Raw genomic sequence first — 15,719 nt, 5'->3', positions numbered from 1 at the left:
AAAACTATGATTAATTTTTTCTGTCATAAAAATGTCAACATTCGCCCCTAGGCTGCCTGATCCCGCGCAACAAAATCCCCGCTTTCTATACTGGCAGTTGGCAAGCGGGCTGACTCCTGTTACAACGTCTGTTTGGTATCGATTATTCCTATTTAACGGCAGAGAATCATGAGTGATAGTCAGACGCTGGTTGTCAAACTGGGCACCAGTGTTTTAACAGGCGGATCGCGCCGCCTGAACCGCGCGCACATTGTGGAACTGGTTCGCCAGTGTGCTCAGCTCCATGCGGCTGGGCATCGTATTGTTATCGTCACGTCAGGCGCTATCGCCGCCGGACGAGAGCATCTTGGTTACCCCGAACTGCCCGCAACTATCGCTTCTAAACAGCTTTTGGCCGCCGTGGGACAAAGTCGCTTAATTCAGCTCTGGGAACAGATGTTTTCCATTTACGGCATCCACGTCGGGCAAATGCTGCTGACGCGCGCTGACATGGAAGACCGTGAACGCTTCCTCAACGCGCGCGACACCATGCGCGCGCTGCTTGATAACAACATTGTTCCGGTGATTAACGAGAACGACGCAGTGGCGACCGCTGAAATTAAAGTCGGCGACAATGACAATCTCTCCGCGCTGGCCGCAATTCTGGCCGGTGCTGACAAGCTGCTGCTGCTCACCGATCAACAAGGGCTGTTCACCGCCGATCCGCGCAGCAACCCGGATGCCGAACTGATTAAAGATGTCTACGGCATTGATGACGAGCTACGTGCCGTCGCCGGTGACAGTGTTTCCGGTTTAGGCACCGGTGGCATGGGCACCAAGCTGCAGGCAGCCGACGTCGCTTGTCGCGCCGGTATCGATACCATCATCGCGGCAGGTAGCCTGCCCGGCGTGATTGGCGACGTGATGGCGAACATTTCGGTCGGCACGCGTTTCCACGCCCAAGATACTCCGCTTGAAAACCGTAAACGCTGGATCTTCGGCGCACCGCCAGCAGGTGAGCTGATTGTTGATGCTGGCGCAACCGGCGCAATTTTGGAACGTGGGAGTTCATTACTTCCAAAAGGTATTAAAAACGTGACAGGTAACTTCTCTCGTGGTGAAGTGATCCGTATTCGTAATCTGGAAGGTCGGGACATCGCGCACGGCGTAAGTCGTTACAACAGCGATGCGTTGCGCCTGATTGCCGGGCATCACTCGCAAGAGATTGACGCCATCCTCGGCTATGAGTACGGCCCGGTTGCCGTTCATCGCGACGACATGATCACCCGTTAAGGAGTTCAACATGTTGGAACAAATGGGCATTGCGGCCAAGCAAGCCTCTTACAAACTGGCGCTGTTATCCAGCCGTGAAAAAAATCGGGTTCTGGAAACGATCGCTGATTATCTGGAATCCCAGAGCGATGAGATCCTGCGGGCCAACGCCCTGGATCTGACTCAGGCGCGTGAAGGCGGCTTGAGTGAAGCGATGCTCGATCGCCTAGCGCTGACCCCCGCGCGTCTGACGGCTATCGCCAATGACGTGCGCCAGGTTTGCACGTTGGCCGATCCAGTAGGGCAGGTGATTGATGGCGGACTGCTTGACAGCGGGCTGCGGATTGAACGTCGCCGCGTGCCGTTGGGCGTTATCGGCGTGATTTATGAAGCGCGTCCGAACGTGACCGTTGACGTTGCCGCGCTGTGCCTGAAAACGGGTAACGCCGCGATTTTGCGCGGTGGCAAAGAAACCTACCGTACTAACGCGGCTACCGTTGGGGTGATCCAGCGGGCATTAAAAGAGTGCGGCCTGCCGGAAGCGGCAGTACAGGCGATTGAGAATCCTGATCGTGCGCTAGTTAGCGAAATGCTGCGCATGGACAAATACATCGACATGTTGATCCCACGCGGTGGCGCAGGCCTGCACAAGCTGTGCCGCGAACAGTCGACGATCCCGGTGATCACCGGCGGTATCGGCGTGTGTCATATCTATGTTGACGACACCGCTGAAATTGAACCTGCATTGAAGATCATCGTCAACGCGAAAACCCAGCGTCCAAGCACCTGTAACACCATGGAAACGCTGTTGGTGAATCAGGCCATTGCCGAACGTTTCCTGCCGGCGCTAAGCCAGCAGATGGCGGAAAGTGGTGTGACGTTACACGTTGATGAAGCGCTGATGCCTGAGTTGAAAGGCCCGGCGAAGCTGGTGGCGCTCAAATCTGAAGAGCTAGATAACGAGTTCCTGTCGCTGGATCTTAACGTGGTAATCGTTCCTGACATGGATGGTGCCATCGCGCATATTCGCGCTCACGGTACCCAGCACTCTGACGCTATCCTGACCCGCACTCTGAGCAATGCCAACCGTTTTATCAATGAAGTAGATTCCTCGGCGGTATATGTCAACGCTTCTACTCGTTTCACCGACGGTGGCCAGTTTGGTCTCGGTGCCGAAGTGGCGGTTAGCACGCAGAAACTGCACGCGCGTGGCCCAATGGGACTGGAGGCACTCACCACCTACAAGTGGATTGGCTTTGGTGAAGATACCATTCGTGCCTAATTGATAGCGGGCGATGCAAAAACAGGCAGTTGATTCAACTGGCTATTGACGCATCGCCCGGTTAGTTTTAACCTTTTGCCTCGTGATTCACACTCGTGAACACCTCTTGCAGGGCCGATATAGCTCAGTTGGTAGAGCAGCGCATTCGTAATGCGAAGGTCGTAGGTTCGACTCCTATTATCGGCACCATTTCAAACTCTTCCCAAGTCTACCGAAATCAACTAAAAGCCCGTATACTGCGGTTTCTGGCCCGTATCTTATCTCCTGTTATCAACTGGACTCAACCGAAATCAAGTCGCAGTTGGGGGCATAAGTGGGGGCATTCTGTGTTCGGTCCAGGGAGATGCCCCCAATGAAGCTTAACGCCCGACAGGTAGACGCTGCTAAACCCAGAGAGAAAGCCTACAAGCTGGCAGATGGTGCTGGTTTGTATCTTGAAGTCGTTCCCTCTGGTTCTCGATACTGGCGAATGAAATATCGCTTCAATGGAAAAGAGAAGCGTATGGCTTTTGGTGTTTATCCTGCAGTGTCTCTCGCACAAGCGAGGGTACTACGTGATGAAGCCAAGAAAAAACTGGCCGAAGGTATCGATCCATCGTTTGCGAAGAAAGAAGAAAAGCTGGTTCGAGATGTGCAGCTCAATAATACGTTCCAGTCTGTGGCGCTTGAGTGGCACGGTACGAAGGTGAGCCGGTGGTCAGAAGGCTATGCCTCGGACATTATCGAAGCTTTCAATAAAGATATTTTCCCCTATATTGGCCAGCAGCCGGTGAATGAAATCAAACCGCTGGTTCTGCTTAATGTGCTGCGTCGAATGGAAAGCCGTGGCGCGACAGAGAAGGCCAAGAAGGTTCGCCAGCGCTGCAGCGAAGTTTTTCGTTACGCCATCGTTACTGGCCGTGCGGAATACAACCCTGCAGCAGATCTAACCAGCGCGATGTCAGGGCATGAATCAAAGCATTATCCCTTCCTGACTGTTGAGGAGTTACCAGACTTCTTTAAAGCTCTCTCTGGTTATACAGGCAGCCCGCTGGTTGTTCTTGCCGCACGTTTGCTGATACTTACGGGAGTTCGCACCGGCGAGCTTCGAGGTGCTTTCTGGAGTGAATTTGATCTTGAGAAAGCGGTGTGGGAAATTCCTGCCGACCGAATGAAGATGAAACGGCCTCACCTTGTGCCCCTCTCTACCCAAGCTCTGGAAATCGTACAGCAGCTCAAAGTGATGTCAGGGCAATATCCACTGGTGTTTCCTGGAAGGAATGATCCCCGCAAAACAATGAGCGAAGCGAGTATTAATCAGGTGTTTAAGCGGATTGGATACACGGGGAAGGTAACGGGGCATGGTTTCCGCCACACGATGAGTACGATTTTGCATGAGGAAGGGTTCAATACAGCGTGGATTGAAACCCAGCTTGCGCATGTCGATAAGAACGCGATTCGAGGGACGTACAACCATGCGTTGTATCTGGAAGGACGTAGGGAGATGATGCAGTGGTATGCGGATTATATTGATAACATTGGGAAATATAAAATAATCATGGCCTTATGATACGAACCTTAAATTGGTCCTTTATTAGTAGGTAGCGTGAAATCTAAAGCTTAGCTCCTCCGTTTTTGGAGGAGTTCATTTTTGTACTGATTTACATTTGCGTCTGACTGTTTGCTTAGTGCCAGGAACGGACATAGAAAACACGATGTTATAAGATTAGGTGCATCTATCCGATCGTATTCATTGGACGTAATGATCGTACTAAGCCGATCTCAAAGGAAAGCATTAATCAGGTAATTGAGTTATTAGGATAAAAAGGAAGGCTGACGGGGCATGGTTTTCGTCACACAATGAGTACCATTCTGCACGAAGAAGGATTCAACTCTGCATGGATCGAAACACAGCTTGCACATGTGGATAAGAACGCTATTCACGGGGCTTACAATCATGCACAGTATTTGGAAGGGAGACAACAGATGATGCAGATTACATAGATAGTTTGTCTAGAAATAAACGTCCGCAATTTTTTCTTCAAAAAAGGCAGTATGAACAATAAATCTAGTTGATGCATACAAAGGTTTATTGTCGATAGCAAGAGGAGCGTCAAAATCATGAATGTACAGGAAACCAAATTTTCATCTAAAGAATTTCTAAGGCGCCGTCGCCCTGAAAAATTTTCTGATTCAACAATCAGAGAGACTGGTACTTTAGATAGAGTTGTACTGGAACACTTCCTCTCTACGCTAAATACAAGAAATCAAGAACTACAATTCGAAGATTTTGCAAAAAAAATATGTGAAAAAATAATTTGCCCTAATCTCCTTGAACAAACTGGTCCTGTAGCAGGGGGGGATGGTAAAACTGACACACAAACATTCCCTGTTTCGGAACAGAATAAGCTTCTTTGGTTCGAAGGTGTTAATGAAGCATCAAATAAAGAACGTTGGGCCTTTGCGGTAAGTACACGTAAAGACTGGAAGAAAAAATGCCATGAAGATGTACTTAAGATAAAAGAAACAGATCGTGGGTATACTAAAGTATTTTGCGTAACGAATCAATCTGCAAAGTCCAATATTCGTTCAGAGGTTGAGGATACACTAAAAACAAAAACTGGAATAGATGTTCGTATATTAGATATTAATTGGCTATTAGATCAAATTTACAAAAATAATTTTGAGCAATTGGCCATTGATTCATTGTCAGTTCCAACGCAATATAAAAGAGAAGTTATTTTTGGAGAAAATGATTATAAAAAGCATAAAAAATATGAAGAATTAACCGAGTATATTAGAGATAAAATAAACCCTGCTGAAATTTCATATGAACAGGTGGATATGTTTTTAGAAATTGCAGAGTTAAGCGCTGAACTTGAGAAACCACTAATTGAAACACAAGGTCTATTTGAAAGAGCTATAAAAATCTCAAAGAAATTCGGGACTAATCAACAATTGCTGGATGCGTATTATCAATATGCCTGGAAGTCTCATTTTTGGATGGAAGATTTTAATCTCTTCGAAGAAAATCTTCAATTTGCATATGAAAGTATTGCATCATCAACTAATTCCTCAAAATGGGAGAAAGTTTTAAATTTAGTAACCGTTCATAAAAGTTATATTAGACTTAACAACGCAACATCTACAATCGACATTGAGAATATTGAACGTAACATGCTCGTTAAACTTGATGAGATAGCTGAAGATGAATCACGTCCCAGTAATGCACTCACAGCGAGAACTCACAAAGCTATTTATAAATTGACAACGTTTTCAGATGTAGAAGATGCTTCGGTTGTATTTGAAGAGTTACATGAAATTTTTAAAAATAGTGGGAATTTAATAGGCTATCCCTTTGAAAAAAACTTCCAACTTTTGAACGAACTAGATGACATTTTTTTCGAGGTAGATGCATATGAAAATTTATTAGACTATATGACTGAGCAATCTGCTGTTAGAGGTGGTGAAGTTAAAGGGGCATTATTAAATCTACGAAGAGGTATAAAGAGGATTCAAAATGGTCACCCTTATCAGGCAATCAAGTATTTAGGAAAATCTTTTATTCCACTCTATAAAGAGGAATCACGAGATAAATTTATATTAGCATTAAAAGCTATTGCTTATGCTTACGAATCCATTGGGTTGCTATGGAGTTCACGTTCATGCTTGCTTCTATCCGCTTCTTTGATTACAGATAACTACTGGAAGTATGATGAGATATCATTAAAGCAGGCTGATATTTATTATAGTTTATGCCTGGCAGAAATAAAACTAGGGAAATTAGCACATGCTCTTTTATGGTATGAACTGTTTTTAATAATTAACCAAAATATCAGTGATAGCCCGTTCGGCGATAAAGAAAATCAGCAAGTTGATTTTTACATAAGTCAACTCATTTTGAACACTGACCTAAATGGAGTAAATCGACAGAGTAATATTCCCGATGAACTCGATAGATTAGGTCTTTTTGTATCATCGGGATGTCTTAAATATGCTTTAGGTTATATTGAAGATTTTGAACGTGAGTACGAAGTTACTGCCGATAAAGATCATAATGATTTTTTGCAAAAAATACGTGACTTTGATGCTGGATTCAATAGTAAAGGCATAAAAGATAACTATGATAAACGAGGAATATATACATCTTTTATTTTTGGATGCACCATAGAAATTAACTTTCCGAATCGGTCACCATTTATAGAGTTTTCAACTAGTATCTTAGCACTTTTAGAGAGTGCTTTTGCAACTTGTACGATTGATAACATCCATCTGAAAGAAGCATTTTTAATTATTGAAGTAATAGCAGATGATGAAGATGAATTATCCTTATCACATGAAATAAATAGCAATAATGGAAAACTAAACCTTACTATAAATTGCAATGGTTTTGAGACAAGTGCATTTAGAATCGATGCTCAACAAAAAATCACTAATGAATTCAAGAAAATAGTATTTGATCTTCTCCCTGAGTTATTTTTTATAAAAAATACAGAATACATTGAAAGAATGATATTCGAAGATGCTGCATTTGACAGAGCAATTAGTTTCGGTGCCTGTATCAAAGCTATTGAAAATGTTCTTGGAAATGATATTGATCAACAAATTAAGAAAATTTATTCCACCAGTGCTGAAAAGAAAACTTACCCTCTTTTAAGAGATAAATCCTGGGATAGTGAATTTCCGAAAGTGTTGGAGATCGAGGATATAAATGTTCCAACACCTGGTAAAGGAAGAATACCTGAAGAGGAACTTAATTCCGAAAATATAACGCATAAAGATTATTCAATACAAAGCCTAATCAAACCTCGTCTATGGGATAGAACACGCTGGCAAGGAGTAGGCTTCGCTCAATTAAAATCGTGTTATCCAGGGTTATATCTATTATTTAAACACCCCGATATAGGTGAGGATATTTTTAAAGATCTTATATCATCAGTAGGCTTGGTAGATAGTAAAGCCAGATTACGGGTTTGTATTGTCAAGGGTATTTCAGTTAAAAACCCAACTCATTATAGAGTACTGATATCTGAAAATATGATGACAACGCCATTAACTAAAAGAATGACAATGATCAGTAGAATTAATACGATGACTCCTGATAGCAATGTCAATTTAGAAAGATTTCTTGCTGCGTATCAGGCCTGTGGAAAATTCTATCTTGGATGTGATGCGATGTTAAAAAATATTGTTCCTGAGCATCCACAAAGAGATAGTTTAGGGATAGAAATGAGTACGTTAGATGTTAGGTGGGCTTGGGAAATTGGGTTAAATGATGTTGATTGTATTGGGGTTAATTTAAAAGAAGATGACCCCTATATTCCTAGTGATGTAGCTGAGATCCCATTATTGCAATTGATAAACAGTAAATAAAATGTTTGCTAAGAATACCGCCTCTTAAGGGGGCGGGTTCTAAACAAATCTTTAGCCTCTTCACTAACGCTATTAGTGTTATCGCTTTCACAATAAATTGCCGACCTGCCCCCCATTGCTTAACACACATCGAAGTAAGTATGCATTCTGAACTTCCGCTCCTCGCTCACAGCGGACCTTCAGCTCTGTTAGCTTGTCTGCTCAGTGCCATAAATCGACTGCAAGGGTAAATAAGATATCTAAAAGTTAATGGTTTGCCACGATGGGTATATTGTTGATATATCGATCTGGTTCTGGTCGATATTTTGGCTGATGTGTAATGGCTGAAGGTCATAGTCTAGACATTATATGTTAAAAACTAGGCAGAGCTTTGTTCCGAACAAGAAGCTTCTAGACCAAAAATCCGTCAATTTTTGATTCTGGAATAAATTATTATTTTGGTTATGTTACGTAAGGTTAATAACTTTAAAGTGTTAGTGTTTTTTTCGCTTTTCGGCATGTCTATATCTCAATGGTGGCAATTTGTATTTTTTAGAGAAAACTCTCGTAAATGTTTGCTGGGAATCGAATCCATATTTATAGGCTATACCCATCACTGGCTCATTAGTCTCGATGAGATCTTTAGCTGCAAGTTTAAGTTTTTTATCTCTTATATATTTTCCAAGGCTGACTTCTTTCACCTGTACAAAAATACGCTGAAGATGCCACTTGGAGTATCCTGCCCGCGCAGCAACATCCTCTATCTTCAGCGGTTTATGTAAGTTTGAATCAATCCATTGAGTTATCTCATCGATGATGTCTTCTATTCTGAACATAAATCGACGCTCACTATAAGAGGGTTGAGACACATCCTGTTCGAGATGCTAATGATTTACTTATAGATTTCAGCAACCCCGTGCAGTCGATTATTCCCCGTGGTTGACAGAATTTTGAACGACGTTGCTCCTTGCTCATCAGCCTTACGAGAGAGCGCATCCGATAACTCATCAAGTGTATAGGCATTGCTTGCCGAGACGACACCGATCTTTTCTTTCCCATCTGCATGATTAATTTCTTGAGCAGCAGAAACGGAATTCACAGAAATAAATCCCATGACCAATGTAGCAATAAGTAGTGCTTTCATATCTAATACCTCTTTAAACTCTATGTTTGAAACTGAACTCGTATCAGGGGGGAACGCCCACTGTCTATATATTCAAATATACAGACCTAAGCTGTCATGAGACTGACCGCTATATGACAAAATTGTCAGGGTTGTAGATTAGTTAATTTTTGAATACAAATTCAGCTCGTTAACAATGCACTCCGGTTCTTCCCTGAGAGGCATATTGTCTATGTCTAAAACCCCATCATTTTTTTGTGGATCATCAGTCTGCAGGTCGGCAAACAGTGGGGTAAGATCCTGTGGTGCTTCACCTCGTTCAGCCACCAGCTCGAACGTTTTATTTTTTGCCTCGTCGTTGGTCAGGGCACTGACCAGAACCTCTGCGATTTGCTCACGGGATATCACACCATCTTCCGGTGTCCCTGCGTGGCGACGATCCCCCTGAAGCATAACGATTCTGTGTTCATCATCATTGTTGTAATCAAACCAGCCGGGCCTGACGATGGTATAGGGATGACCACTTGCCCTTACCAGACGCTCGGCACGTCTTTTCCAGTCATGAACCTCAGTGCGTTGATTCCAGGTGCTGAGTCGTTCAGTCACGCCAATCGTGGTCATCAGGCTGATACGAACAGGCGTATCCTTGAAAATTCGTAAAATATTACGTACTCCGCCGTAATCGATCGCTCTGGCACCAATACGACCCTGACCATCGGAACCGAGCGTGAAGATGATGGCATCAATATCTTTCGGCAATTCGGTTAGTGTTTCCGGCATTGAAACATCGCCATAAAAAACATCTGTTCCACGAGGAAGCAATTTTACTTTGCGTTTATTTCTGACCAGTGCCACGGGCTGATGGCCCATTTCAATAGCGGTATTCACGACATGAAGACCAATACTTCCTGTCGCGCCTGCAACGAGTATTTTCATAATAAACCTTCTGATAATTCGGACTTATTTTCGATACGGTCAGAATATCAATTATCATTATTGTCAGTAATAGGGCTAAAATGATTGTGTCTATGAATACCCTTCATGAGTATGCGATGAAGGGAATGCCTCCATAAGGAAATCGCCGATGCTCAAAGAAAACTTCAACGAACTGCAAATCTTTCTTGTGGTGGCAAGGGAGCGAAGTTTTACCAAAGCGGCGGGCAAACTGGGCGTTTCTCAGTCTGCACTCAGCCATGCGATGAAGGCTCTGGAGGAGAGGCTAAATATCCGCCTTCTGACCCGTACGACCCGAAGTGTAGCCCCTACAGAGGCCGGTGAGAGAATTATTGCCTGCCTTGAGCCGCGTATTGCCGATCTCGAGCAGGAACTGGAATCGCTGGTTCAGCTGAACGGCACTGCCTCCGGTAATATCCGTTTATCTGCCGGGGAGCATGCCGTGCGAAGTCTGGTATGGCCGAAGCTAAAACCCTTCCTCAGGGAATACCCGGAAATCAATGTTGAACTGGTCGTTGATAACGGCTTTGTCGATATTGTTGAGGGGCGTTTTGATGCCGGGATCCGTCTGGGCGAAAGCGTGGATAAGGACATGATTGCGGTAAGAGTTGGCCCGGACATGAGAATGGCTGTGGTGGGAGCACCGTCTTATTTCGCTGCAAACCCGGCGCCCGAAACGCCGCACGAGCTACAAAATCACCGTTGTATCAATATGCGCCTGCCGACAGCCGGTGGGCTTTACCACTGGGAGTTTGAGAAGGAAGGGAAACCGTTACGGGTCAGAGTTGAAGGGCAGGTCACGTTTAATCTGCAGGCGGAAAGGATTGATGCGGCGTTATCCGGTTTTGGCATTGCCTGTATACCTGAAGACAGGGTGCAGGATTATATAAAGTCAGGAGAGCTTATTCAGGTTTTGCAGGACTGGTGTCCATCTTTCCCCGGATATTACCTCTACTACCCGAGCCGTAAGCAGCATCCGCCCGCTTTTGCGCTGATGATCGATGCACTTCGTTACCAGGAATAACGGGTCCCCCATTCGCAGAGGGCCCGTTCGAGTGTTAACGGCCCACGCGAGCCTGATGCTCAGGAGAGTAACGCTCGCCGACGATTTTAATCGTTTCAAGCGCCTGGGTTATCTGCCATGAGTCATCCTGCGAAAGAATGATGTCGGCAGCCCCCAGGTTTTCCTCCAGCCGGTGTAGTTTGGTGGTACCTGGGATAGGAACAATCCACGGCTTTTGTGCCAGCAGCCATGCCAGCGCGATTTGTGCAGACGTCACACCTTTCTCTGCCGCCAGTTCACCCAGCAATGAGACCAGCTTTTCATTGGCTTCAATCGCCTGCTCTGCGAAACGTGGCACCGTGCTGCGGTAATCATCTTTGCCAAAAGTGGTTCCTGGCTTAATCGAGCCCGTCAGGAAGCCTTTGCCTAATGGGCTGAAGGGAACGAAACCAATGCCCAGTTCCTCCAGTAATGGCAGGATCTCCCGCTCAGGCTCGCGCCACCACATTGAGTATTCGCTTTGCAGGGCAGTGACAGGTTGGACGGCATGCGCACGACGAATGGTTTGCGCACCTGCTTCGGACAGACCGAAATGTTTAACTTTTCCTTCAGCGATAAGGTCCTTCACCGTTCCCGCAACGTCTTCAATCGGGACATCCGGATCGACACGGTGTTGATATAGCAGGTCAATAACATCAGTCTTAAGACGGCGTAATGATCCTTCCACCGCGTCACGGATATGCTCCGGACGGCTGTTTAAAATCTGCTGCTTGTTGTCGTCGCCAAAAGTAAAACCAAACTTGGTGGCGATGACCACGCGGTTACGGAATGGTTTTAAGGCTTCGCCAACAACTTCTTCATTAAGAAAGGGGCCATACACTTCAGCGGTATCGAAGAAGGTGACGCCACGTTCAACCGCTGCGCGAATGAGCTCGATAGCCTGACGAGTATCGGTCGCCGGGCCATAACCGTGGCTTAAGCCCATGCAGCCGAGCCCAAGTGCGGAGACTTCGAGTCGGGATTGACCCAGATAACGTTTTTGCATTGAATGAATACCTCTTTTATCGCGACTTAAACATCAAGTTTGCGGCCAGTCAGCCATTCCACCATTGCCGGGTCACGGTGAGAGAAGAAGGCGCTGGTTGCGGTGTCGAGGGCGGCAATCTGCAGCATATCTTCAGAGCTGAGTTCAAAATCGAGAATGTTGATGTTCTCTTCCATGCGTTCTTTGCGCACCGATTTCGCCAGCGAAACGATGCCTCGCTGGAAGATCCAACGCAGCACAACCTGACCCACGCTTTTGCCGTACTTCTGGCCAATTGCTGTTAGCACGGGATGCTGGAACAGACCATTTTTACCCTCAGCAAACGGTGCCCAGGCTTCCGGCTGAATGCCATGGCTTTGATTCCATGGAACCGCATGCAGCTGCTGGTTGAAGGGGTTAACTTCAATCTGGTTCACCGCAGGGGCAACTTTGTTGAAGGCGATAAGGTCGGCCAGTCGGTCAGGATGGAAATTGCTGACACCAATGGCGCGAATTTTGCCTGCCTGATTCAGTTCTTCCATGGCACGCCATGCCCCATGGACATCACCGTAAGGCTGGTGAATCAGGTACAGGTCAACATAATCAAGTTGCAGCCGATTCAGGGAGCGTTCGAACTGGGCTTTAGCGCCTTCGTAATTGGTATCCTGTAGCCACAGTTTGGTCGTTACAAAAAGTTCGTTACGCGCGATACCGCTCTGTTTCAGAGCGTTCCCGACCTGGGTTTCATTCTGGTAAGACGCAGCGGTATCGATCAGGCGATATCCCGTATCGATGGCATCAATAACGGCTCTTTCGCATTCAGCGGCATCAGACATCTGAAACACACCAAAGCCCAGCAGGGGCATTTCAATCCCGTTGTTCAGTTTTACAGTTTGCATGACGTTATCCTTCAGCAGTTGTGTAGGAAAAGCATAACGCAAACTGATTTATTCGATTAGGTGGGGTAATTAGCTAGGGTTTATTAGATGTGTTCATTAATGTAGGGGGGCTGACGGTTGGCTTTGTGCCAGAAGCGGACGCTGAAAATGGCACTCCGCATCGATTATTGAACGATGTTTGAATAGCCAATTGTAAAAATCAATGCTTTTTAGCCCAGTAAATGATGTGAAAATAATAGTGGAATTATAAATAATTTTTAGGCTGGCCGTTACCTCACAAACGGAAGAACATAATCAAAATACTCTAATCGAGCAGTCCGAAAAACTTTCCAGTGCTTAGCATTAGCCGGTTCATCACGCTTGTTCGTATGAGTTAAAATAAGGCGTCTCTTTGCTCGCGAAACACCGACAAAAAACGCGCAGCGATTTTCTTCTTCTTTACCAAAGAAAGTCTCATTTTCTACAGCCATGATGACAACCGAATCAAACTCTAATCCTTTGCTTTTGTGAATGGTCAAAATTCGTACAGCTTGATCATCTGCAAATCGTTTTAATGCGAGGGGTAAATCAGATTCGATTTCCAATAAATCTTTGATACGTTCTCTGGCATCGCGAATAACCTGTTTCAGACGCTCATGGGACTCATAATCAGGAGATAATGCAACAAGCGTCTGTAAACCTATATGCTTTAAAAGAGCGCGAACAAATCTCCACCATTCAGAAAAGGGCGTTTCCGTTTTTTTTGCATCAGACACTTCCTTACGATGCTTTCTTATAAGTTGATCAAGACCTTTTCGTACGCTGGTCTGAATCTCTTCATCAGCAAAGGGAACCAACTGGTTCATCAGGCGAATCCAGGCTTTAGGTTCCCGCTGCGCATAAAGACAGGACAGGTAATCAACGATTAAACGAGCCACTGGTTCGACCGTGATGTCCTGCATTTGCTGCTCATTCCGGTAGGGAATTCCGCGCTGCTCTAACTCTCTGAAGAGGTGATCAGCATACAAATCTGGTTGCCTTGAAACCAGGACTGCAATTTCAGCTGGAGGTAGCTGCTCTTTATTTATCCATCTATCAATTAGGTCAGCCAGATAGATAGCTTCAGTTTGACTATCTTCAAATTTCCAGGCAAAAACCTCCCCTTCGTCCCCTTCCAGTTGATCATCAGGCATTACAGAGTCAGGATCTAACTTACGAATAATTTCGTTCTGAACACGCAGCAATGTTGGTTTTGAGCGGAAATTGCGATACATGTTTAGCGGCACCGCATTAAAGTCCTTAGTGAAGGACTGGAAAATGCCGTCCAGGGCACCTGCCCAAGCCATAATTTTCTGTTTTGTGTCACCGACTGCAGTCAATCGAATTTTGGTTCCCTGAAAAGCGAGCTTTACCAGGTCATATTGTAAGTTTGTGCAGTCCTGAAATTCATCAAGGAAAATGTCACTATAAGTTTGCCTGATTGCATTTCGGGCTATTTTTGACGTTTGCAATATTTTAATTGCATAGGGAACCAGATCGCCGAATGCTATTTCGTGACGAGACGCCCCGCTTTTCTTGTCTACAATGGTGTAACCAGCATCTAAGGCATATTCTCCCGTGAGTACCGGCCTAAATCGATCTATTACGCGCTTGGCAAATGCGTGGAAGGTAAAACTGTCAAAGCGAGAAGCCAGATCCCGTCCACACCTGCGTTCAACGCGTTCTGTAAGGTTTCTGCTGGCATCAACCTTAAATGAGATCGCCAGAATCCTTTTGGGGTATCGACACGTTCCTGTTCGCAAAAGGAAGTCAGCACGCTGTGCAAGCATTTCCGTCTTACCCGCCCCCGGTCCGGCAGTCAGTGCCAGGCTACGTTTACGCGCTTTCGCTGCACGTTTCGCATTAGGTTCCAGCGTCAATCCATCTGCAGGCTGCCATTCTTCGACAGTAATCATTCTGGCAGTTCCGTGAGTTTGGCAATAACCGCATCAGCCAGCCTGTCCAGTGATTCTGGCATGCTTTTAAGTAGATCAGCATCATTTAGCTGAGTTAACGCCTCAATGTGAGCTGCGGGTTTACTGCCGAGCTTGAAACGTTGGTGATAGGTATTAAAAAGCGCTAATTCATCATCCCTATACTGAGATGAATCGTAATGACTTTTTCCAAGAACAGCTTTTATAGTTGCATTATCGGGCTTCTCTTCCTCAACGTTATAGGCTTCTGGGTACGCAAGTAACATTGCAAAGTCTAAATCCATCGGGTAGGAGAAAAACACGCCGCGCTCTTCAAGCATGTCGAGATAATGTTCGAAGTCCCGAATTTTCTGTTTTTCATCATCCCATTTCGGAATTCCGTAAGGTTCAGGAAGTTTGTTACACCTTTGACGTTTGGAAAACTGGTCATTTACGTACTTAATTCGCCCCCATCCTGCCCCATGGCGGGCTACATCAAGATCGAGCAGTGTAAAAAAGGGAATCTTTAACGCTGTAAGTAATCGCCAGAAATGGTTTACATGCCGCCCCCCCAAAGGCGCTATCGTGATGGCTGACTCATCAACGGGCGCACCCTTGGCCTGAAGCAAGCGTGGCAGCACAATCTCTTCGCTATCACCTTCGCCAAGCACTACCAGCCGTGAAAAATAGACTTCCGGAAACGCCTGGACGGCTTCCCTCACAAACTTATGTGCCTCATCAGTTTCATCAGGCAATTTAATACAAGTGACCTGCGTCTCTCGTGACTCATTCAGTCGAAGATAACGTATGAACTCAGGTGCTACCCGGCGCAGCATTGTGGGCGCATGCGTCGCAATGAGAGCTTGCGCATCCAGGTTTTTTGTCATGACATTTAGGGAGCTAACAATGCGGCCCAAGTAA

General features: G+C 45.6%; 12 protein-coding genes, 1 tRNA gene and 1 pseudogene. 7 read left to right on the top strand and 7 right to left on the bottom strand.

Going from position 1 to position 15,719, the window contains the following annotated elements:
- Positions 1–168 precede the first annotated feature (168 nt).
- From proB to AB4K05_RS23800, 6 genes and pseudogenes are all read left to right on the top strand, one after another.
- Positions 169–1,272, top strand: coding sequence for a glutamate 5-kinase (proB, locus tag AB4K05_RS23825; protein WP_368482161.1), 1,104 nt, complete (start codon positions 169–171; stop codon positions 1,270–1,272).
- Positions 1,273–1,282: 10 nt separating this feature from the next.
- Positions 1,283–2,533, top strand: a complete 1,251-nt coding sequence (gene proA, locus AB4K05_RS23820) for a glutamate-5-semialdehyde dehydrogenase (protein WP_368482160.1) — start codon at positions 1,283–1,285, stop codon at positions 2,531–2,533.
- Between the two features lie 113 nt (positions 2,534–2,646).
- Positions 2,647–2,722 (top strand) — tRNA-Thr (locus AB4K05_RS23815).
- A 163-nt stretch (positions 2,723–2,885) separates the two neighbouring features.
- On the top strand, positions 2,886–4,082 hold the full coding sequence (locus tag AB4K05_RS23810) for an integrase arm-type DNA-binding domain-containing protein (RefSeq protein ID WP_185667274.1): 1,197 nt from the start codon (positions 2,886–2,888) through the stop codon (positions 4,080–4,082).
- A 167-nt stretch (positions 4,083–4,249) separates the two neighbouring features.
- Positions 4,250–4,578 (top strand): annotated as a pseudogene (locus AB4K05_RS23805) (tyrosine-type recombinase/integrase); the annotation flags it as partial.
- 55 nt (positions 4,579–4,633) lie between these two features.
- Positions 4,634–7,885 carry a hypothetical protein gene (locus tag AB4K05_RS23800; RefSeq protein ID WP_368482159.1) on the top strand — a complete coding sequence of 1,084 codons (3,252 nt, stop codon included), beginning with the start codon at positions 4,634–4,636 and terminating at the stop codon, positions 7,883–7,885.
- Positions 7,886–8,358: 473 nt separating this feature from the next.
- Here AB4K05_RS23800 and AB4K05_RS23795 read toward each other — a convergent pair whose 3' ends face one another.
- The 3 genes from AB4K05_RS23795 to AB4K05_RS23785 form a co-directional block, all read right to left on the bottom strand.
- Positions 8,359–8,700 (bottom strand): helix-turn-helix domain-containing protein, encoded by a 342-nt coding sequence (locus AB4K05_RS23795; protein ID WP_265928890.1) that lies wholly within the window; start codon positions 8,698–8,700, stop codon positions 8,359–8,361.
- Between the two features lie 56 nt (positions 8,701–8,756).
- Positions 8,757–9,008: a DUF1471 domain-containing protein gene (locus AB4K05_RS23790; protein ID WP_063850127.1), complete on the bottom strand. Its 252-nt coding sequence runs from the start codon at positions 9,006–9,008 to the stop codon at positions 8,757–8,759.
- A 138-nt stretch (positions 9,009–9,146) separates the two neighbouring features.
- Positions 9,147–9,923, bottom strand: coding sequence for an SDR family oxidoreductase (locus AB4K05_RS23785; protein ID WP_368482158.1), 777 nt, complete (start codon positions 9,921–9,923; stop codon positions 9,147–9,149).
- Positions 9,924–10,071: 148 nt separating this feature from the next.
- Between AB4K05_RS23785 and AB4K05_RS23780 the strand changes: the two genes are divergently transcribed.
- Positions 10,072–10,965 (top strand): LysR family transcriptional regulator, encoded by an 894-nt coding sequence (locus tag AB4K05_RS23780; protein ID WP_368482157.1) that lies wholly within the window; start codon positions 10,072–10,074, stop codon positions 10,963–10,965.
- Between the two features lie 34 nt (positions 10,966–10,999).
- On the opposite strand, the gene AB4K05_RS23775 is transcribed toward AB4K05_RS23780, so the two are convergent.
- The 4 genes from AB4K05_RS23775 to AB4K05_RS23760 form a co-directional block, all read right to left on the bottom strand.
- A complete protein-coding gene (locus AB4K05_RS23775) occupies positions 11,000–11,989 on the bottom strand; it encodes an aldo/keto reductase (protein WP_265928892.1) in 990 nt (329 codons plus the stop codon).
- A gap of 26 nt (positions 11,990–12,015) precedes the next feature.
- A complete protein-coding gene (locus AB4K05_RS23770; protein ID WP_368482156.1) occupies positions 12,016–12,867 on the bottom strand; it encodes an aldo/keto reductase in 852 nt (283 codons plus the stop codon).
- Between the two features lie 269 nt (positions 12,868–13,136).
- Positions 13,137–14,801 carry a UvrD-helicase domain-containing protein gene (locus AB4K05_RS23765; protein ID WP_265928896.1) on the bottom strand — a complete coding sequence of 555 codons (1,665 nt, stop codon included), beginning with the start codon at positions 14,799–14,801 and terminating at the stop codon, positions 13,137–13,139.
- Positions 14,798–15,719 (bottom strand): ATP-dependent endonuclease (locus AB4K05_RS23760; RefSeq protein WP_368482155.1); only part of this gene is annotated, 922 nt, incomplete at its 5' end. The genes AB4K05_RS23765 and AB4K05_RS23760, both read right to left, overlap by 4 nt.

The sequence above is a fragment of the Kluyvera sp. STS39-E genome (assembly GCF_040932435.1).
Lineage (GTDB): Bacteria > Pseudomonadota > Gammaproteobacteria > Enterobacterales > Enterobacteriaceae > Kluyvera.
This window is presented reverse-complemented; position numbering and strand designations above follow the sequence as displayed.

Excerpts from the sequence above, each read along its gene's own strand:
- AB4K05_RS23790 (WP_063850127.1), bottom strand. The coding sequence starts at position 9,008 with ATGAAAGCACTACTTATTGCTACATTGGTCATGGGATTTATTTCTGTG.
- AB4K05_RS23780 (WP_368482157.1), top strand. The coding sequence starts at position 10,072 with ATGCTCAAAGAAAACTTCAACGAACTGCAAATCTTTCTTGTGGTGGCA.
- AB4K05_RS23800 (WP_368482159.1), top strand. The coding sequence starts at position 4,634 with ATGAATGTACAGGAAACCAAATTTTCATCTAAAGAATTTCTAAGGCGC.
- AB4K05_RS23795 (WP_265928890.1), bottom strand. The coding sequence starts at position 8,700 with ATGTTCAGAATAGAAGACATCATCGATGAGATAACTCAATGGATTGAT.
- AB4K05_RS23775 (WP_265928892.1), bottom strand. The coding sequence starts at position 11,989 with ATGCAAAAACGTTATCTGGGTCAATCCCGACTCGAAGTCTCCGCACTT.
- AB4K05_RS23765 (WP_265928896.1), bottom strand. The coding sequence starts at position 14,801 with ATGATTACTGTCGAAGAATGGCAGCCTGCAGATGGATTGACGCTGGAA.
- proA (WP_368482160.1), top strand. The coding sequence starts at position 1,283 with ATGTTGGAACAAATGGGCATTGCGGCCAAGCAAGCCTCTTACAAACTG.
- proB (WP_368482161.1), top strand. The coding sequence starts at position 169 with ATGAGTGATAGTCAGACGCTGGTTGTCAAACTGGGCACCAGTGTTTTA.
- AB4K05_RS23770 (WP_368482156.1), bottom strand. The coding sequence starts at position 12,867 with ATGCAAACTGTAAAACTGAACAACGGGATTGAAATGCCCCTGCTGGGC.
- AB4K05_RS23785 (WP_368482158.1), bottom strand. The coding sequence starts at position 9,923 with ATGAAAATACTCGTTGCAGGCGCGACAGGAAGTATTGGTCTTCATGTC.
- AB4K05_RS23810 (WP_185667274.1), top strand. The coding sequence starts at position 2,886 with ATGAAGCTTAACGCCCGACAGGTAGACGCTGCTAAACCCAGAGAGAAA.